Annotated in this window: 15 protein-coding genes; 11 read left to right on the top strand and 4 right to left on the bottom strand. The window is 64.9% G+C overall.

All coding sequences use genetic code 11. The features are described 5' to 3' along the window. Positions 1 to 46 precede the first annotated feature (46 nt). Positions 47 to 1,105, top strand: coding sequence for a TerC/Alx family metal homeostasis membrane protein (locus ACVZTU_RS09920; RefSeq protein WP_139908084.1), 1,059 nt, complete (start codon positions 47 to 49; stop codon positions 1,103 to 1,105). A 132-nt stretch (positions 1,106 to 1,237) separates the two neighbouring features. On the opposite strand, the gene ACVZTU_RS09915 is transcribed toward ACVZTU_RS09920, so the two are convergent. Beyond that, complete coding sequence (locus tag ACVZTU_RS09915; RefSeq protein ID WP_482400319.1) at positions 1,238 to 1,528, bottom strand: YciI family protein; 291 nt, start codon at positions 1,526 to 1,528, stop codon at positions 1,238 to 1,240. 65 nt (positions 1,529 to 1,593) lie between these two features. Here ACVZTU_RS09915 and ACVZTU_RS09910 point away from each other — a divergent pair, with 65 nt between their 5' ends. The 10 genes from ACVZTU_RS09910 to secG all read left to right on the top strand — a co-directional run bounded on the left by ACVZTU_RS09910 (position 1,594) and on the right by secG (position 15,189). Beyond that, positions 1,594 to 4,089 carry a DEAD/DEAH box helicase gene (locus tag ACVZTU_RS09910; protein WP_482400318.1) on the top strand — a complete coding sequence of 832 codons (2,496 nt, stop codon included), beginning with the start codon at positions 1,594 to 1,596 and terminating at the stop codon, positions 4,087 to 4,089. Between the two features lie 57 nt (positions 4,090 to 4,146). Beyond that, on the top strand, positions 4,147 to 7,017 hold the full coding sequence (gene uvrA, locus ACVZTU_RS09905) for an excinuclease ABC subunit UvrA (protein ID WP_139909772.1): 2,871 nt from the start codon (positions 4,147 to 4,149) through the stop codon (positions 7,015 to 7,017). Positions 7,018 to 7,022: 5 nt separating this feature from the next. Further along, positions 7,023 to 8,882, top strand: a complete 1,860-nt coding sequence (uvrC, locus tag ACVZTU_RS09900) for an excinuclease ABC subunit UvrC (protein WP_482400317.1) — start codon at positions 7,023 to 7,025, stop codon at positions 8,880 to 8,882. Positions 8,883 to 8,966: 84 nt separating this feature from the next. Further along, the gene (gene rapZ / locus ACVZTU_RS09895) at positions 8,967 to 9,857 is read left to right on the top strand and encodes an RNase adapter RapZ (RefSeq protein ID WP_420096181.1); all 891 of its coding nucleotides are present in this window, start codon (positions 8,967 to 8,969) and stop codon (positions 9,855 to 9,857) included. A 1-nt stretch (position 9,858) separates the two neighbouring features. Beyond that, positions 9,859 to 10,854, top strand: coding sequence for a gluconeogenesis factor YvcK family protein (locus ACVZTU_RS09890; protein ID WP_482400316.1), 996 nt, complete (start codon positions 9,859 to 9,861; stop codon positions 10,852 to 10,854). A gap of 25 nt (positions 10,855 to 10,879) precedes the next feature. Then, positions 10,880 to 11,863 (top strand): DNA-binding protein WhiA, encoded by a 984-nt coding sequence (whiA, locus tag ACVZTU_RS09885; protein ID WP_139467292.1) that lies wholly within the window; start codon positions 10,880 to 10,882, stop codon positions 11,861 to 11,863. A 9-nt stretch (positions 11,864 to 11,872) separates the two neighbouring features. Further along, entirely contained in the window at positions 11,873 to 12,874 is a 1,002-nt protein-coding gene (gap, locus tag ACVZTU_RS09880; protein ID WP_139467291.1) for a type I glyceraldehyde-3-phosphate dehydrogenase, read from the top strand. After that, the gene (locus ACVZTU_RS09875; protein WP_482400315.1) at positions 12,871 to 14,088 is read left to right on the top strand and encodes a phosphoglycerate kinase; all 1,218 of its coding nucleotides are present in this window, start codon (positions 12,871 to 12,873) and stop codon (positions 14,086 to 14,088) included. The genes gap and ACVZTU_RS09875 overlap by 4 nt, the downstream gene beginning before the upstream one ends. A gap of 14 nt (positions 14,089 to 14,102) precedes the next feature. After that, positions 14,103 to 14,888, top strand: coding sequence for a triose-phosphate isomerase (gene tpiA, locus ACVZTU_RS09870; protein ID WP_139467289.1), 786 nt, complete (start codon positions 14,103 to 14,105; stop codon positions 14,886 to 14,888). Between the two features lie 55 nt (positions 14,889 to 14,943). Next, the gene (gene secG / locus ACVZTU_RS09865; protein ID WP_101544300.1) at positions 14,944 to 15,189 is read left to right on the top strand and encodes a preprotein translocase subunit SecG; all 246 of its coding nucleotides are present in this window, start codon (positions 14,944 to 14,946) and stop codon (positions 15,187 to 15,189) included. A 155-nt stretch (positions 15,190 to 15,344) separates the two neighbouring features. Here the strand turns inward: secG and ACVZTU_RS09860 are convergent, their stop codons facing one another. From ACVZTU_RS09860 to tkt, 3 genes are read right to left on the bottom strand one after another with little or no spacing between them, the layout of a single operon-like run. Then, a complete protein-coding gene (locus tag ACVZTU_RS09860; protein WP_181270524.1) occupies positions 15,345 to 16,976 on the bottom strand; it encodes a glucose-6-phosphate isomerase in 1,632 nt (543 codons plus the stop codon). Next, the gene (gene tal / locus ACVZTU_RS09855) at positions 16,973 to 18,076 is read right to left on the bottom strand and encodes a transaldolase (RefSeq protein WP_482400314.1); all 1,104 of its coding nucleotides are present in this window, start codon (positions 18,074 to 18,076) and stop codon (positions 16,973 to 16,975) included. Before tal ends, ACVZTU_RS09860 begins: the two co-directional genes overlap by 4 nt. Beyond that, positions 18,073 to 20,154, bottom strand: coding sequence for a transketolase (gene tkt / locus ACVZTU_RS09850; RefSeq protein WP_139467286.1), 2,082 nt, complete (start codon positions 20,152 to 20,154; stop codon positions 18,073 to 18,075). The genes tal and tkt overlap by 4 nt, the downstream gene beginning before the upstream one ends. Positions 20,155 to 20,265: the final 111 nt, after the last annotated feature.

The following is a 20,265-nucleotide window of genomic DNA, read 5'->3' as shown; positions in this document are numbered from 1 at the left end:
AGAGACTTTCGACCTGGATACATCCTGTTCACCACGAAAGGCATCCATGGATATTCTGTCCTCCACGCTCGCGGCCGGCGGCAACGCCGCTGCTGCGAGCGAATCTCCGATTCCCGTCTGGTTCATGATCACCTCGGGAATCATCGTCGTTGCGATCCTCGTCTTCGACCTCCTGCTGGTCGTCAAGCGACCACACACCCCGTCGATGCGGGAAGCGAGCATCTGGGTCGCCTTCTACGTCGCCCTGGCTCTGGTCTTCGCCGGCGCGCTCTTCGCCATCGGCGATGCCCAGCACGGCAGCGAGTTCCTCACCGGCTGGCTGCTCGAGTACTCGTTGAGCATCGACAACCTGTTCGTCTTCATCATCATCATGGGCAGCTTCTCGGTACCGCGGAAGTACCAGCAGGAAGTGCTCATGGTCGGCATCATCATCGCCATCATCTTCCGCGGCATCTTCATCCTCGCGGGTGCGGCGATCATCAGCGCCTTCGTCGAAGTCTTCTTCATCTTCGGCATCTTCCTCCTCATCGTCGCCTACCGGCAGGCCTTCAGCTCCGAAGACGACGGCGACGGCGAAAACGGTCTCATCCGGTTCCTGCGCAAGCGGATCAACGTCGTCGACGAATACCACGGCAACAAGCTGCGGGTGACCCTCGACGACAACAAGAAGTACTGGACTCCGATGTTCATCGTGTTCATCGCCATCGGCTCGACCGATGTGATGTTCGCGCTCGACTCGATTCCCGCGATCTTCGGCGTCACTCAGAATGCGTTCCTCGTGTTCACCGCGAACGTGTTCGCCCTCATGGGACTGCGTCAGCTGTACTTCCTGCTCGGGGGACTCGTCGACAAGCTCGTCTACCTCCACTACGGAATCGCCGCGATCCTCGGCTTCATCGGGGTCAAGCTCATCATCCATGCTCTGCATTCGAGCGATTGGGAGTTCCTCTCGTGGGGTCACTCGATCCCCGAGGTGCCGACGTGGCTGTCCCTGACCGTCATCGTCCTCGCCATGGTGGTGGCCACGGTCGCCTCACTCGTGAAGATGAAGAAGGACGGCATCTCCTTCAAGGACGTCAGCTCGAACGAATCCGAAGAGGCCTGAGCCGATCGGACCCGGTCGCGCTGACACCGCCTCGGTGTCGGCACAGAACGAGCGGGGTCCGTCTCGATCTCTCGAGACGGACCCCGCTCGTGTCTTCCCGGTCCCGGCAGACCCGGACCGGCAGTGCGGCCCTCAGCCCTGGGCGAAGGGGCCGAACACGGGAGTCCACTCGCGGATGTCCGTCGCCTCGATGACACCGAGCGAGGCATAGGGATCGGCGGCGAGGTGGCCTTCGACCTCCGCCCGGTCGGCGGCGCGGAGGATCAGCAGCCCTCCCGGCTGCGGATCGTTGTCCAGGGGACCGGAGGCGAGGATCGTACCGGTCTCATTCAGCTCCGCCTGCCAGCGGCGATGCGCGGGGCGGTGTTCCATCCGCGTATCAGTATCGGGACCATAGTGGTAGGTGACGGCGAAGACCGGCATATGTGACTCCTCGGTGTCGAGCAATAGGATGGAATCAGTCTAATCGGAAAGGTCTGTGCATCAGCGTGGCCAGATTGCAGGAGATCCCAGCGGAATTCGCTGACGACGACACGATCTACGAGTCCTTCGGCGAATACTGCCAAGAGATCGGTGTCGAGCCTTACCCGGCTCAGGACGAGGCGTTCCTCACGATCCTCGCCGGAGACAATACGATCATGGCGACCCCGACCGGCTCGGGGAAGTCACTCGTCGCTCTGTTCGCTCTCTACCAGTCCTTCACCCGCGGGATCCGGTCGTACTACACGGCCCCGCTCAAGGCCCTGGTGAGCGAGAAGTTCTTCTCCCTCATCGACGCCTTCGGCGCCGAGAACGTCGGGATGATCACCGGCGACTCCACCGTCAACCCGGAGGCGCCCGTCATCTGCGCCACGGCGGAGATCCTGGCCAACCAGGCGCTGCGCGAAGGCGGAATGCTCGACGCCGGAATGGTCGTCATGGACGAATTCCACTACGTCGCCGACCCCTCCCGCGGTTGGGCCTGGCAGGTGCCCCTCCTCGAGATGCCGCAGACCCAGTTCGTCCTCATGTCCGCCACCTTGGGCGACACCACCGACATCCGACGGACGATGACGGAGACGACCGGACGCGACTCCTCCGTGGTCACCTCGGCGACCAGGCCGGTCCCGCTCGACTACGAATATTCGACGGAGACGCTCTCGGACACTCTCCGCGGACTCGTCCGCAACGACAAGGCCCCGGTCTACGTCGTCTCCTACTCTCAGAACGGTGCCATCGACCTCGCCACCAACCTGCTCTCGGTCGACCTTGCCTCCAAGGAACAGAAGGCCGCCATCGCCGCAGCCATCAAGGGCTTCACCTTCGGCAAGGGATTCGGGACCAGTCTGCGCAAACTGCTGCTGCACGGCGTCGGCGTCCACCACGCCGGAATGCTGCCGAAGTACCGCCGCCTCATCGAACAGCTCGCGCTGAAGGGACTGCTGCTCGTCATCTCCGGCACCGACACCCTCGGTGTGGGCATCAATGTGCCCATCCGCTCCGTGCTGTTGACCGGACTGACGAAGTTCGACGGGCGGAAGATGCGCCGACTCAGCGTCCGCGAGTTCCAACAGCTCGCAGGCCGCGCCGGCCGCGCCGGATTCGACACCCGCGGCTACGTCATCGCCCAAGCCCCCGAACACGTCATCGACAACCTCAAGGCAGAAGCCAAAGCGGCCAATGATGACAAGAAGAAAAAGAAGAAGGTCAAGAAGAAGGCTGCCCCGGTCGGCTTCGTCGGCTGGTCCGAAGAGACCTTCGCAAAACTCATCGAAGGCGAATCCGAGACCCTGCGTCCGCGGATGAAGATCGACCATTCGACGATCCTCAACCTCGTCGCCCGCCCCGGCTCCGATGTGTCGACCATCAGCGACTTCATCGACAAGACGCATGAGACACGGGAACGCCGGCTCGACCTCAAACTCACCGCGATCAGCATCGGACGCTCCCTCATCGACGCCGGACTCATCGAGGTCCGCGGCAGCGAACTCATCGCCACCCAGGACCTCGGCCCCCAGTTCGCGCTCAACCAGCCCCTGGCTCCCTTCGTGCTTGCCGCACTGGAGCTTCTCGACGATAACGACGACACCTACGCCCTCGACGTCGTATCCATCGTCGAGGCGACCACCTCGGTGCCGTTCCAGATACTGAAGGGCCAACTCGACCGGATCAAGGGAGAGACCCTGGCCGAACTCAAGGCCGAGGGCGTCGAATACGCCGAACGAATGGCGATCCTCGACGAGATCGAAAGTCCCGCACCCCTGGCCGAGATGCTCGACCCGGCCTTCGACCACTTCGTCGAGACTCATCCCTGGCTGCACCGAGGCGGCTTCGAACCCAAATCCGTCGTCCGCGACATGCTCGAGCAGGCCATGGGCTTCACCCAGTTCGTCGGCTACTACAGTCTCGCCCGGGCCGAGGGCAGCCTGCTGCGCTACCTCACCGACGTCTACCGCGCACTGCTCCACAACGTCCCCGCGGAGAACCGGACCGAGGAACTCGAGACCATCATCGAATGGTGTGGTGAGACCATCGCCCGGACGGATTCGTCGCTGCTCGACGAATGGCGCACCCTGCAGGGACTCGACCCCACCGAAGCTCCCGACGATCTGCCGGCACTCGACCGCCGCTTCTCCGAGAATACGAGGGTGTTCACCGCAGAGGTCCGCAATGCCCTGTTCCACCGAGTGCTGCTGGCCGAACGTGCGAACTACACGGAGCTCGGCCGCCTCGACGCCGAATCCGGATTCGACTCCCGGGCCTGGGAAGACGCGATCGAGGACTTCTACGACGAATACGGGGAGCTCATCGTCGACCAGAAAGCCCGCGGTCGGGAATATATCGACATCAGCCCCGGTTCAGACACATGGAGCGTCCGACAGATCCTCGCCGATCCCGACGACAACAGGGACTGGGCCATCGACGCCGAGGTGGACGTGGCCGCCAGCGACGAATCCGGAGATATCGTGCTCCGCATCCTCTCCGTCGGAGAGATCGGCAGATGAGCCGGAAACCGCTGCGAATACAGCAATGTCAGTGCCGAGTAATACAGTGGTCAGGTGATGAAAACCAATAACGGTGAGCAAGTGACAGGCGTCTCCCATCTCGACACCCTGTGGGTCAAGGGAGCTCGAGCACACAATCTCAAGAACGTCGAGATCGCGCTGCCGCGCGATTCGATGGTCGTGTTCACCGGCTTGTCCGGTTCCGGCAAGTCCTCGCTGGCCTTCGACACGATCTTCGCCGAGGGACAGCGACGCTACGTCGAATCCCTGTCCTCCTATGCCCGGATGTTCCTCGGGCAGATGGACAAACCCGACGTCGACTTCATCGAAGGGCTGTCTCCAGCGGTGTCGATCGACCAGAAGTCGACATCGCGCAATCCGCGTTCGACCGTCGGCACGATCACCGAGGTCTATGACTTCCTCCGCCTGCTGTGGGCGCGGATCGGCATCCCGCACTGTCCCGTCTGCGGTGAGGTCATCACGAAGCAGACCCCGCAGCAGATCGTCGACCAGCTGCTCGAACTCGAGGAGCGGACGAAGTTCCTCGTCCTCGCTCCCGTCGTCCGGTCCCGCAAGGGCGAATTCGTCGACCTCTTCACCGACCTGCAGTCCAAGGGCTTCTCCAGGGCCATCGTCGACGGCGAGCAGATCAGCCTGAGCGAACCGCCGACCTTGGAGAAGCAGTACAAGCACACGATCTCCGTGGTCGTCGACCGCCTCGTCGCCAAATCGGGAATGCGCCCGCGGCTGACCGACTCCGTCGAGACCGCCCTGGGGCTCGCCGACGGACGCATCGACATCGAACTCGTCGACGAAGGCACGACCCGCACTTTCTCCGAGCACATGTCGTGCCCGAACGAGCACCCGCTGACGATCGACGAGATCGAACCCCGCTCGTTCTCCTTCAACTCGCCCTTCGGCGCCTGCCCCACCTGCGACGGCATCGGCACCCGCCTGCAGGTCGACGAAGATCTCGTCGTCCCCGACGAGGACCTCAGCCTCGGCTCCGGGGCCATCGCCCCCTGGTCGGGAGGCAAACAGGTCTCGAAGTACTTCAACCGTCTGCTCAAGGGCCTCGGCGACGAACTCGGCTTCGATATGAAGACGCCGTGGAAGAAGCTGCCGAAGTCCGCGAAGACCGCGATTCTGACGGGCAAGGACTACAAGGTCCATGTCAAGTACAAGAACCGCTTCGGGCGTGAACGCACGTACTCGACGGGCTTCGAAGGCGTCTACCAATACATTCAGCGCAAGCACGAGGAAACAGAATCCGAGTGGTCGCGGGAACGCTACGAGTCCTATATGCGCGAGATCCCGTGTGCCAGCTGTGACGGTACGCGCCTCAAACCGGAGATCCTTGCCGTCAAGGTCGGAGACAGGTCCATCGCCGAGGTCTCCGAACTCGCCCTCGACGAAGCAGCTTCCTTCCTCGGTTCCCTCGAGCTGAGCTCCCGCGATGCCGCCGTGGCGGCGCAGGTGATGAAGGAGATCAACGCCCGACTCGGGTTCCTCCTCGACGTCGGCCTCGACTACCTCAGCCTCAACCGGGCAGCCGGTACGCTCTCCGGCGGTGAGGCCCAGCGCATCCGCCTGGCCACGCAGATCGGCTCCGGCCTCGTCGGCGTCCTCTACGTCCTCGACGAGCCGTCGATCGGACTGCATCAGCGAGACAACCGCCGACTCATCGAAACACTCAACAAGCTCAAGGATCTCGGCAACACCCTCATCGTCGTCGAACACGATGAGGACACCATCGAATCCGCCGACTGGATCGTCGATATCGGACCCGGCGCCGGCGAGCACGGGGGAGAGGTCGTCTACTCCGGTCCCGTCACCGGCCTCAAGGATGCCGAAGGATCGATCACCGGCGACTACCTCTCCGGCCGACGGGCGATCCAGATCCCGCCGACCCGCCGCCCCGTCGACAAGGACCGGATGGTCACCGTCGAGAAGGCCGTGGAGAACAACCTGCGCGACGTCACGGTGTCCTTCCCTCTCGGTGTGCTCACCGCAGTCACCGGCGTGTCCGGTTCGGGCAAATCGACTCTGGTCAACGAGATCCTCTACACACAGATGGCCAACGTCCTCAACGGCGCCTCGCGGGTGCCCGGACGGCACAAGCGCGTGACCGGCCTGGACAATCTCGACAAGGTCGTCCACGTCGATCAGTCGCCGATCGGTCGCACCCCGCGATCGAACCCCGCGACCTACACCGGCGTCTTCGACCATGTGCGCCGACTGTTCGCCGAAACCGAATCGGCGAAGGTCCGCGGCTATCTGCCCGGTCGATTCTCCTTCAACGTCAAGGGCGGACGCTGCGAGAACTGCAGCGGCGACGGCACGATCAAGATCGAGATGAACTTCCTGCCCGACGTCTACGTCCCCTGTGAGGTCTGCCAGGGCGCCCGGTACAACCGGGAGACCCTGGAAGTCACGTTCAAGGGCAAGAACATCGCCGAGGTCCTCGACATGCCGATCGAGGAGGCCAACGACTTCTTCGCCGCGATTCCCGCGATCTCTCGACACCTCAAGACCCTCGTCGAGGTGGGGCTCGGCTATGTCCGACTCGGCCAACCGGCCACGACTCTCTCCGGCGGTGAGGCACAGCGTGTCAAGCTCGCCGCCGAACTGCAGAAGCGCTCCCGCGGTCGCACCGTCTACGTGCTCGACGAACCGACGACCGGTCTGCACTTCGAGGACATCTCGAAGCTGCTCATGGTCCTCCAGGGACTCGTCGACAAAGGCAATACGGTCATCGTCATCGAACACAACCTTGACGTCATCGGCAATGCCGATCACATCATCGACCTCGGACCCGAGGGCGGCCGCGGCGGTGGGCAGATCATCGCCCAGGGCACTCCCGAAGAGGTCGCCGAGGTGGCCGAATCACATACCGGAAGGTTCCTCAAGCCGATGCTCAAGTCCTGATCCGAATGCCTGATCCATCCACCTACCGTCCGGCCACCGGGTCGATCCCCACGTCGGCCGGGGTCTACAAATTCCGTGACCCCGACCGGCGGGTGATCTATGTCGGAAAGGCGAAGAACCTCCGCAACCGACTCAACTCGTACTTCGCCAACCCTGCCCAGCTGCACCCGCGCACCTCGACGATGGTCCACACCGCGAACTCGGTGGAGTGGACCGTCGTCGACACCGAGGTCGAAGCTCTGCAGCTCGAATGGACGTGGATCAATGAGTTCAACCCGCGGTTCAACGTCATGTTCCGCGACGACAAGTCCTACCCCTACCTCGCGATCACGATGAATGACGAGGTGCCTCGGGCCTTCATCACCCGGGGAAAACGCCGCAAGGGCGTGAAGTACTTCGGTCCCTTCGCTCAGGTGTGGGCGATCAAGGACACCCTCGACCTGCTGCTCAAGGCCTTCCCGATGCGCACCTGCACAGCAGGGGTCTACCGGCGGGCCGAACGCAGCGGCAGGCCCTGCCTGCTCGGCTATATCGACAAATGCGCTGCTCCCTGCGTCGGTCAGATCAGCAAGGACGATCACAAGGACTTGGCCCGCAGCATCTCCGACTTCATGTCCGGAAACACCGGCCGGTTCATCAGCCACCGGCAGAAGGAGATGGCCACAGCCGCGGCCGAACTCGACTACGAACGCGCGGCCGGTCTGCGCGACGAGATCTCCGCCCTGCAGAAGGTCCTCGACAAATCCGCCGTCGTCCTGTCGGTGAGCGCCGACTGCGATATCTTCGCCCTCGTCACCGAGGAGCTCGAAGCCTCCGTCCAGGTCTTCCATGTGCGCCAGGGTCGTATCCGCGGCCAACGCGGCTGGATCATCGAACGCTCCGATGATCACACGCCCGCGGAACTGACCACCGACTACCTGCGACAGGCCTACTCCGGACTCGATGCCGATGCCATTCCGAACGAGATCCTCGTCGACACACTGCCGGCGGATCTGGAGTCCCTGGAGGCCTGGCTGAGCGAGCAGCGCGGTTCGCGGGTGACCGTGCGGGTACCCGAGCGCGGGGAGAAGAAGGCGGCCCTGGAGACCGTGGGGAAGAACGCGAAGGAAGCGCTCATCCAGCACAAGCTCAAACGCTCGTCCGACCTGACGACCCGCAGCCAGGCTCTCAAGGAGATCCAGGAGCACCTCGACCTGCCGGAAGCACCGCTGCGCATCGAATGCATCGACATCTCCCATACCCAGGGCTCGAACGTCGTCGCCTCCCTCGTCGTGTTCGAAGACGGAATGGCGAAGAAGCGCGACTACCGACACTTCGCCATCCACGGTGAAGCCGCGGCCGACGACACGGCTTCGATGTACGACGTCGTCTCCCGTCGCTTCAGCCGCTACCTCGAACAGATGACCTCCGAGGAGCCCGATGAGCGCTTCGGCTATCGACCCAGCCTCCTCGTCGTCGACGGTGCCGGCCCGCAGGTTGCGGCAGCGACGCGGGCACTGACGGATCTCGGCATCGTCGACATCTCCGTCGTCGGTCTGGCCAAACGGCTCGAAGAGATCTGGATACCGGACGATCCGTTCCCGGTCATCCTCCCACGCAACTCCGAGGGGCTCTTCCTCATGCAGCGCTTGCGTGATGAGGCCCACCGCTTCGCCATCACCTATCACCGGTCGAAACGTGCGAAGGCGATGACGAGCTCCGTGCTCGACGACATTCCGGGTCTCGGAGAGTCGAAGCGCACCGCTCTGCTGCGCCATTTCGGATCTGTGAAGAAGGTCCGTGCTGCCACCGCCGAGGAGATCTGCGAGGTCAAGGGAATCGGTCCCTCCCTCGCCGCGAAGATCGTCACGGCTCTGGCCGACTGAGCTCTGCGATTCTGCCCTAGAGTAGTGCCGAGAGGTACAGTGCCCACCTAACGATCGGGCACGGACAGAGGAGGACGAGTGAGCGTGCAGGCCGAATCGAACGGATCCGACCACCCCATCGAGGTTGTGCTCGTCACCGGCATGTCCGGAGCAGGCCGCACCACCGTGGCCAATGTGCTCGAAGACATGGACTGGTATGTCGTCGACAATCTGCCGCCGCAGATGATGCGTCCGCTCGTCGAACTCGTCGCCCGTGCCGACGGCGCCCTGCCGAAGATCGCCATCGTCATCGACGCCAAAGGGCGCACCAAATACGCCGAACTGCAGGAGACGATCAGCGATTTCGTCGATCAGGGTCTGTCCCTGCGCATCGTCTTCCTCGACGCCTCCGACGAAGTCCTCGTCCGACGCTTCGAATCGACCAGGCGGCCCCACCCTCTGCAGGGGGAGGGGACCCTGCTCGACGGCATCGAAGCCGAACGTGCCGAACTCGAGTCCCTCAAACACCGCGCCGATATCATCGTCGACACCTCCGACCTCAACGTGCACCAGCTCTCCGCGGAGGTGCGCAAACGCTTCAGCGACGACGACACCCCGCCGCTGCGTCTGACGGTGATGAGCTTCGGCTTCAAATACGGCCTGCCCAAGGACGCCGACCACGTCGCCGACGTCCGCTTCCTGCCGAATCCGTACTGGATTCCCCATCTGCGCGGACACAACGGACTCGACTCCGATGTCGCAGCCTACGTCCTCGAGCAGAACGGCGCCGAGGAATTCATCGAACGCTATGCCGCAACCCTGTCCACCGTCGCCGAGGGATATCTGCACGAGGGCCGCGGCTACGCGATGATCGGAATCGGCTGCACAGGCGGCAAACACCGTTCCGTGGCGATCAGCGAAAGGGTCGGACGACTGCTGTCGGCCCAGACCGGGATCCCAGTGGCTGTGCGTCATCGCGATCTGGGAAGAGAATGACATGGAGACCGAAGATCTGCCCGTCATCTCCACGGGCGCACAGAAGGACGGTCCCAATATCGTCTCGTTCGGCGGAGGCCACGGACTCTACGCGGCGCTGAGGGCGTTCCGTCTGCTCACCGAAGACCTCACCGCGGTCGTCACAGTCGCCGACGACGGCGGCTCATCCGGACGACTGCGCGACGAACTCGGCGGACTGCCTCCCGGCGATCTGCGGATGGCTCTGGCCGCACTCTGCGACGACGGCACGTGGGGCCAGACCTGGCGTGATGTCATCCAGCACCGCTTCGAGTCGACAGGTGAGCTGCACGGCCACGCGGTGGGCAATCTGCTCATCGCAGCACTGTGGCAGATCCACGGCGACCATGTGGCCGGCCTGGACTGGATGGCCCGTCTGCTGCGCGCTCACGGTCGAGTGCTGCCGATGTCCTCGGTCCCGCTGACGATCGAAGCCGATGTGAAGTTCCCCGGCTCCTTCCAGGTCGTGCGCGGACAGTCCGTGCTCGCCTCCACGGTCGGCCACGTCGAGACCGTGCGCCTCGACCCGGCGGCTCCACCGGCCCGCTACGAGACGATCGAAGCCGTGGAGGAGGCCGAGGTTCTCAACCTCGGCCCCGGCTCCTGGTACACCTCGGTGATGCCGCACCTGCTCGTGCCTTCGCTCGCCGAGGCGATCGTGGCCTCGACAGCGGTGAAATCCCTCACGCTCAACCTCAATTCCACCGACGGTGAGACGAAGGACCTGAGCCTCGGCGAACACCTCGTCTCCCTCCACCGTCATGCCCGCTCACTGACCTTGGACTATGTTCTCGTCGACGAGGCGGCCACCGAACTCGAACCCGACCTGCCGCAGCGGGCCGAGGACATGTTCGGAGCGAAACTCTGGGAACGTCCCCTGCGCTCACGGAGGCAGGGACAGCATGACAGCCTCAAGCTGGCGGCATGCTACCGTGACATGTTGTTGGACGCCGGGATCGGCGTCGCCGAGCAGTGGTAGAACTTCAGGTGCAGGAGGACGAGCTATGGCACTGACCGCTCAGGTCAAGGACGAGTTGGCGCGAGTGAAGATCACTCGCACCTCCGCCCGCAAGGCCGAGGTGTCCTCGATCTTCCGCTTCTCCTCCGCCCTCCACCTCGTCAACGGCTCGATCGTTCTCGAAGCCGAACTCGACACTGCCCAGGCCGCCAAACGGCTGCGAGCAGAGATCAAGGATCTCTACGGTCAGCATGCCGACATCGTCGTCATCAATGCCGCCGGAATCCGCCGCTCCAACCGCTACCTGCTGCGCGTCACCCGTGACGGGGGAGCACTGGCCCGCCAGACCGGACTCGTCGACAACCGCGGCCGTCCCGTGCGCGGACTGCCCTCGGCCATCGTCAACGGCTCCGTCGCCGATGCCGAAGCCGCCTGGCGCGGAGCCTTCCTCGCCCACGGATCACTGACCGAGCCGGGGCGCTCCTCGGCGTTGGAAGTCACCTGCCCCGGCCCCGAGGCGGCTCTTGCCCTCGTCGGCGCAGCCCGCCGACTCGGACTGAGTGCGAAAGCCCGCGAGGTCCGGGGAGTCGACCGCGTCGTCATCCGCGACGGCGACGATATCGCCGCGCTGCTCACCCGCATGGGCTCCCACAGCGCCGTGCTGGTCTGGGAGGAACGGCGGATGCGCAGGGAGGTCCGCGCGACCGCGAACCGCCTGGCGAACTTCGACGATGCGAACCTGCGTCGCTCGGCACGGGCCGCCGTGGCCGCCGGCGCCCGGGTCGAACGCGCCCTGGAGATCCTCGGCGACGACGTCCCCGAACACCTCCGCTACGCCGGTCAGCTTCGCGTGACCCACAAACAGGCGTCCCTCGAAGAGCTCGGTCAGCTCGCCGACCCGCCGATGACGAAGGACGCGGTGGCCGGCCGGATCCGCAGGCTGCTGTCCACTGCGGACAAGCATGCGGAAGAACTGGGAATTCCCGGCACCGAAGCCAGTCTGACCCCGGAAATGCTCGAGGATCGCTAAGATCGAGGCATGAGACGAATCGCCATCAACGGCTTCGGCCGCATCGGCCGTGCCCTGTTCCGTCTGTCCCTCGAACCCGATGCTGATTTCGAGGTCGTGGCCATCAACGATCTCACCGATACGACGACGCTGGCTCATCTGCTCTCCCACGACTCCGTGTGGCCTCGCTTCGACCATGATGTCGACGCCGCCGACGAGGCGATCATCGTCGACGGACGAGAGATCGCGGTGACGAGCCAAGCCGACCCGTCCGCCATCGACTGGAGTTCGCACAAGGTCGAACTCGTCGTCGAATCCACCGGACGCTTCACCCGGCAGGACCAGGCCGAGGCCCACCTCGGCGGCACCGTGCAGACCGTCGTACTCTCCGCCCCCGGAAAGGACGTCGACGCGACCCTCGTCATGGGCGTGAACGAAGACACCTTCGATCCGTCCGCGCACTCCGTCGTCTCGAACGCCTCGTGCACGACGAACTGCATGGCCACCGTCGTCAAGGCGCTCGACGACGCCCTCGGCGTCGAATCCGGTCTGCTCAACACCGTTCACGCCTACACCGGCGACCAGATGCTCGTCGACGGACCCCACCGGGACCTGCGTCGCGCCCGAGCCGCCGCCGTCAACATCGTGCCGACCACGACCGGAGCCGCACGCACCGTCGGCCGCGTCATGCCCCACCTCGAGGGCAAGCTCGACGGACTCGCCGTGCGTGTACCCGTGCCCGCCGGATCGATCATCGACTTCACCTTCACCACCTCCACGAGCGCCGACCGCGACGAGGTCAACGCGATCCTCGCCTCCGCAGCGGACGGATCGCCCTACCTCGACTTCTCCACCGACGAACTCGTCTCCAGCGACATCGTCGGCACCACCGCCTCGGCGATCGTCGATTCCAAGCTCACGATGGTGCTGGGCGACCAGATCAAGGTCGTGGCCTGGTACGACAACGAGTGGGGGTACACGAACCGACTCAAAGACATGGTCAGCTACATTCTCAGCGAAAGGGACTCATGAGGACATTCGACGATGCGGGCATCTTCGCCGGCCACACGGTGCTCGTCCGCAGCGATCTCAACGTGCCGATGGACGACGGCACGATCACCGACCGCGGTCGCATCCTGGCCTCGGCCGGAACGATCAGGTCCCTCGCCGAGGCGGGAGCCAGGGTCATCGTGATGTCGCATCTGGGCCGGCCGAAGGGAGAACCGGATCCGCAGTTCTCACTGGCCCCGATCGTCCCCGAACTCGCCGAAGCCCTCGGCCGTCCGGTCGCCTTCGCCGCCGACACCGTCGGTGACGATGCGCAGACGAAGGCCGCAGCCCTGTCCGACGGTGACGTGCTGCTGCTGGAGAACCTGCGCTTCAATCCCGGCGAGACGGCGAAGTCCGATGCTGAGCGCCAGGAATTCGCCACCCAGCTGGCAGCGCTGGCCGACGATTTCGTCTCCGACGGATTCGGCGTCGTCCACCGCAAGCAGGCTTCGGTCTACGACATCGCCGGCCTCCTCCCGCACTATGCCGGCTCACTCGTGCGTGCGGAAGTCGAGGTCAGCGACAGGCTGCTCAACAACCCCGAATTCCCGTTCACCGTCGTCCTCGGCGGATCCAAGGTCTCGGACAAACTCGGCGTCATCGACAACCTCATCGACCGCGCCGACAATCTGCTCATCGGCGGGGGAATGGTCTTCACCTTCCTCGCCGCACTCGGCCACGACATCGGATCGAGCCTGGTCGAGAAGGACCGCATCGACGACGTCAAGGGCTACCTCGAACGCTCCCGGTCCGGTGGTGCACGCATCGTCCTGCCCACGGACATCGTCATGGCCGCCTCCTTCGCCGCCGACGCCGAGCATTGGGTCCGGCCCGTCGCCGAACTCGAAGACACTCCGGCCGGAGGCGACGGCCTCGGCCTCGACATCGGCCCCGAATCGGCGCGCGCCTATGCCGAGATCATCGCAGGCTCGACCACTGTGTTCTGGAACGGGCCGATGGGCGTCTTCGAGTTCCCGGCCTTCGCCGCCGGCACCAAAGCCGTAGCCCAAGCTCTGGCCGACGAAGGCAGCAGCGGGGGACAGAGGCTGACCGTGGTCGGCGGCGGCGATTCCGCAGCCGCCGTGCGCAGCCTCGGCTTCGCCGATGACGCCTTCGGCCACATCTCCACCGGCGGAGGTGCCAGCCTCGAATATCTCGAAGGCAAGACCCTGCCCGGACTCGACGCACTCGGATGAGGAAGACAGACACCATGAGCGACCGCACCCTGCTGCTGGCAGGCAACTGGAAGATGAACCACGATCATCTGGAGGCGATCTCCGCTGTCCAGAAGCTCGCCTGGGCACTCGAGGACGCCAAACTCGACGACAGCGACTGCGAAGTCGTCGTCATTCCGCCGTTCACCGACATCCGTTCGGTGCAGACACTCGTCCAGGGGGACAAGCTGTGGCTGAAGTACGGTGCCCAGGACGTCTCCCAGCACGCTCCCGGAGCGCATACCGGAGAGATCGCCGCATCGTTCCTCTCCCGCCTCGGCTGCAGCTACGTGGTCATCGGCCACAGTGAACGCCGTGCCGACAACCACGAGACCAACGAGGTCGTGGCCGCGAAGATCAAGGCCGCACTTTCGGCCGAACTCACACCGATCCTCTGCGTGGGGGAGTCGCTGGAACAGCGGCAGGAGAAGAGCCACGTCGAGTTCACCCTCGGACAGCTCGAGGAGTCGCTGGCCGGATTCGACGCAGGCGACCTCTCCGGCCTCGTCATCGCCTACGAACCCGTCTGGGCGATCGGCACCGGAGAGACAGCCACTGCCGCCGATGCCGCCGAGATGGCATCGGCGATCCGCGCACGCATCGGTGAGAAGTATGGCGACGCTCTTGCCCAGACCACCCGCATTCTCTACGGCGGGTCGGTCAAGGCCGACAACGTCGCCGAAATCGTCGCCTCCGCGGACGTCGACGGCGCACTGGTCGGAGGTGCGAGCCTCAGCGGTCCGGACTTCGCCGCTTTGTGCAAGGCCGCGGTCGCGAAGTAGACTGACAGACGCATCATTCGACGAAACACTCGACGAAACATAGGTTGAATCCGACGTGGAAATCCTAAACATCATTCTCATCGCGCTGCTCGTGCTCACGAGCATCTTCCTCACCCTGCTGATCCTCATGCACAAGGGCAAGGGCGGTGGCATGTCCGACATGTTCGGCGGCGGAATGTCCTCGTCGCTGGGATCCTCGGGCGTCGCGGAGCGCAACCTCAATAGGTTCACGACGCTCATGGCGATCATCTGGGCGGCCTGCATCATCCTGCTGGGCGTCCTCACTCGGTTCAACTCCTGAGCCATCGTGGCCCGCTGATGCCGAGACCGTGAGACACCGACACCGAGGCGACGCCCCGGTGGACGAATGAGAAGGACCCCGACCGAATCGGTCGGGGTCCTTCTCTGTTCGTGCCCTGTCCCTCGCTCCGGCGGATCAGTGCCGTTTCAGGCAGATCAGTCGTGGCCGAAGTGGTGGCGCGGGCTGATCGACCCGATCGCCTCCCGCAGCTGTTCGAGCCCACGAGAACGATCAAGCAGGTGCAGACGCACCACGGGTCGGCCCTTCTCACTCAGCACCGCCGCATCGCCGGCGGCCTGGGCGCGCTGCAGCTGAGCGAAGCCGAAGTCGCGTCCCGGCACCAGCAGGTCAGTGCGAGCCTCACCGGTGATCTGGAGGAACACTCCGTTCGGATGACCGCCCTTGTGGTACTGACCGGTCGAATGCAGGTAGCGGGGGCCGAAGCCGAAGGTCGTCTGCACTCCGGCATGCGTGGACACGAGCGGACGCAGATCCGCAGCCTCGGCATCGGCGATCCGATCGAGGTAGGCCTGAATGCCGACATATCCGTACTCGTCGACCTGCGAGAACAGCTCCTCCAGAGCTCCGACGAGATCAGTGGCCTCGTCGACGACCTCGAGAACGTCGATGTCTCCCTCACGGAACCGCGGCTGCTCCGTCGAACCCGAGTCCGGTCCGTCGAGCAGATGCCTGGCCTGTGCCTTCGCGGCCTCCACATCAGGCTGGTCGAAGGGATTGACCCCGATGCTGTATCCGGCGATGGCCGTGGCGTATTCCCAGAACAGGAACAGCTCGCCCAACCCACCGGTGATAGTCGCTTCGAATCCGGACGGCGCACCCAGCTCCGAGTCATCGGCTGCCGGCCCGAGCAGGCACAGGAGTGCGTCTGCGCGTGCATCGGAGAACCCGATGTCGGCAGGTGAATCGACGACGACGGGAAGGATGCCCTGACCGTCCTTGCCGAGGGATTCGGCGATGAGCTGCTCGACCCAGGCCCCGAGCCCGTTCAGCTGCTCGGCGGTCTCGGCGAGGACGAGCTTCTCCGTCGTCCGGGCGTGGGCGATGCTCAGCCAAGCGCCGAACCGCAGTGCAGGATTGTCCAGACCGTCGGCAGACAGGTCGGCGGCGGCCGCGGCGGACTCTGCGACGATCCCGCGCACATCGACACCGGCCAGACCCGCGGGGACGAGTCCGAAGGCCGAGAGAGCACTGAAGCGTCCGCCGACCGTGGGGTCGACGAGGAAGGTCGCAAGGAAGCCCTGATCGGCGGCCAGCGTCTCGAGTTCGGTTCCCGGATCGGTGATCGCGATCATCCGGGACGCCGGATCGACGCCGATCGATTCGAAGGCCGCGGCGAAGCTGCGGCGGATCGAATCCGTCTCCACCGTGGTTCCGGACTTCGACGCGATGATGAGGACCGTGTGTTCGAGATCGGTGCCGATCGCCTCGGCGACCTGATTGGGATCCGTCGAATCGACGATCTCGAGTCGGACACCGGCCGTCTGCGCCATCACCTCGGGAGCGAGCGATGACCCGCCCATTCCGGCCAAGCTGATCGTGCGCAGACCCTGCTCCTGCAGGCGCGCCCGCAGGGATTCGATCTCATCGAGCAGATCTGCGGCGTTCTGCGGAAGATCCACCCAGCCCATCCGGTCCGCTGCATCGGCGGCCCCGTCGAACAGTTCCGCATCCTTGGCGCTCAGCCGGGAAGCCAGGCCGGCGTCGATGAGACGCGCGGCCTCTGCCTCGAACTCCTCATCGACGGGGACAGAGAGTGAGAGCTTCATGAGCGGTCCAGAGCCGTACGGATCGTTTCCTGGAGTTCGGTCCAACTGACGTCGAACTTCTCCAGCCCCTGCTCTTCGAGCACGGTCATGACCTCGGCGTAGTCGATGCCCAGTCGTGCCAGAGCATCGAAGACCTCGTCGGCGGCACGGTAGTGCTCGGACGTGATCTGGCCGGTGACCTCACCGTGGTCGGCGAACGCCTCCAGGGTGGGCTCGGGCATCGTGTTCACGGTGTTCGGTGCGATGAGCCCGGTCACGTACATCGTGTCGGCGTAGTCGGGATTCTTCACTCCGGTCGAGGCCCACAGCAGACGCTGCGGACGGGCCCCGGCGAGTTCGAGGACTCGGAAGCGTTCGGAGGTGAACAGCTGCGAGTGGATCTCATGGGCGAGCACGCAGTTCGCGATGCCCGCCTTGCCCTTGAGCTCCACGGCCTTCGGGTCGTCGATGGAGTCGAGACGGGAATCGATCTCGGAGTCCACCCGGGAGACGAACACCGAGGCCACCGACCGGATCGTCGAGAGGTCATGGCCGGCGGCGCGGGCCTTCTCCAGCCCCTGGAGGAAGGCTTCGACGACGTGGCGGTAGCGGGTCAGGGAGAACACGAGCGTGACGTTGACGCTGATCCCGGCCGCGATCGTTTCGGAGATCGCGCGGAGTCCCTCCTCGGTGGCCGGGATCTTGATCATCGCATTCGGTTCGCCGACCCGTTCCCACAGGGCCTTCGCCGAGGCGACGGTCGCTTGCGCATCATGAGCCAGCGGGGGAGCGACCTCGATCGACACGCGACCGTCTTCGCCGTTCGTGGACTCGAAGACCGGACGGAACAGGCGGGCCGCCTCGGCGACATCCGCTGTGGTCAGTGCCTCGATGGCCTCATCCACATCGGCACCGGAGGCACCGAGCTCGGCGACCGCAGCGTCGTAGTCGTCGGCTGCCGAGATCGCGTTCGCGAAGATCGTCGGGTTCGTCGTCACACCCGTGACGGAGGATCTCTCGATGAGGCGGGCGAGATCCCCGGATTCGAGTCGGGTGCGCGAGAGGTCGTCGAGCCAGATCGAGACTCCGGCCGCGCTGAGCTGCTGGAGACGTTCACTCATGCTTCCGCCTTTGCTGCGTTGATGGATTCCTTGGCTGCGTCGACGACGGCCGAGGCCGTGATGCCGAACTTCTCGTACAGGGTCTGGTAGTCCGCGGATGCACCGAAATGTTCGATGGACACGGCACGACCGGCATCGCCGAGGTACTTGTGCCAGCTCATCGCCGAGGCGGCTTCGATGCTCACCCGTGCCTTCAGCGTTCGCGGCAGCACAGTGGCCCGGTAGTCCTCCGGCTGAGCGTCGAACCATTCCTGGCACGGCATGGAGATGACGCGAGCGGCTGTGCCCGATGCCTGCAGAGCTTCGGCGGCCTCGAGAGCGATGGCGACCTCGGAACCGCTGGCGATGATGGCCACCTCGGGCTGGTCACCGGTATCGGTGAGCACATAGCCGCCGCGTGCGGCCTCGGAGGCGGGGGCGTACTTCTCACGGTCGAGGACCGGCACGGCCTGTCGGGTCAGGACGAGTCCGCTGGGGCCGTCGGTGCGTTCGAGGATCTTCCGCCATGCGACCGCGGTCTCGTTCGCATCGGCCGGTCGGACGAGGTCGAGGCCGGGGATCGCCCGCAGCGCGGAGAGGTGCTCGATCGGCTGGTGGGTCGGTCCGTCCTCACCGAGGCCGATCGAATCGTGGGTCCACACGAACAGGTTCGGCAGCTGCTGGAGGGCAGCCAGGCGCACGGCCGGCCGCTGGTAGTCGCTGAAGACGAGGAACGTGCCGTTGTACGGGCGGGTTCCGCCGTGCAGGGCGATGCCGTTGCCGATGAGACCGGCGGAGAACTCGCGGACGCCGAAGTGGATATTGCGTCCGTACTCGTGGCCGGAGAATGCACCCGTGGAGCGGTGAGCGGGCAGGAAGCTCGGCTCACCCTTGATCAGCGTGTTGTTCGAGCCCGCGAGGTCGGCGGAACCGCCCCAGAGTTCGGGCATGGTCTCGGCGATCGCATTGAGAACCTGACCGGACGCCGCGCGAGTGGCGATGCCCTTCTCGCTGGCTTCGAAGACCGGGAAAGCCGCATCGAGGCCGGCGGGCAGCTCGCGCTTGGACAGACGGTCGAAGAGGGCGGCGTTGTCCGGGTTGGCGGTGCGCCATTCGGCGAAGGACTTGTCCCATTCGAGGTGGGCGGCACGACCGCGGTCCAGGGCCTGACGAGTGTGAGCGAGAACCTCGTCGTCGACGGCGAAGGTCGACTCCGGGTCGAAGCCGAGGACCTCCTTGGTCGCCCGGATCTCGTCCTCGCCGAGGGCCGCACCGTGAGACCCGCCGGTGTTCTGCGCGTTCGGGGCCGGCCAGGCGATGATAGTGGACAGGCGGATGAACGAGGGGCGGGAATCCGCGCGAGCAGCCTCGACGGCGGCGTGGAAGGCCTCGATGTCCTCGTGGTAGTCACCGCCGGCAGTGAAGTCGACGTGCTGGACGTGCCAGCCGTAGGCGGCGTACCGGGCGGCCGTGTCCTCGCCGAAGGCGATCGCGGTGTCGTCTTCGATGGAGATCTTGTTGTCGTCCCAGATCACCAGCAGGTTCGACAGCTCCTGCGTCCCTGCCAGCGATGACGCCTCACCGGACACTCCCTCTTCGAGGTCGCCGTCCGAGGCGAGCACGACGATGTTGTGGTCGAACGGTGAGCTGCCGGGAGCCGCCTCGGGGTCGAAGAGTCCGCGTTCACGGCGAGCGGCCATGGCCATGCCCACGGCCGAGGCCAGTCCGGAGCCCAGGGGCCCCGTGGTGATCTCGACGCCGGCGGTGTGGCCGACTTCCGGGTGCCCCGGGGTGAGCGAACCCCATGTGCGCAGCGCCTTGAGGTCGTCGAGCTCGAGCCCGAACCCTGCCAGGTAGAGCTGGACGTACTGCGTGAGCGAACTGTGACCGCAGGAGAGGACGAAACGATCACGGCCGACCCAAGTCGGGTCGGCCGGGTCGTGAGTGAGTCCGTGCTGATACAGGTAGTGTGCGATGGGAGCCAGGCTCATTGCGGTGCCCGGGTGCCCGTTCCCTGTCTTCTGCACCGCATCCGCGGCGAGGAGGCGGGCAGTGTCGACTGCGCGATTGTCGAGTTCAGTCCAGGACAGAGTTGTCATGTCGTCGAGCGATCCTTCGTTCGTCTTAAGAGCGTGCATTCAAACTCTACCCGTCGGATGCCTGAAGCGCCGCCCCTGTTCACCCGCCGTGCTGAGAGGGAGCGAGACATT

The organism is Brevibacterium sp. OS20, assembly GCF_056837565.1.
Note: the sequence above shows the minus strand (reverse complement) of the source record. Positions and strands in the feature narration are given on the sequence as shown.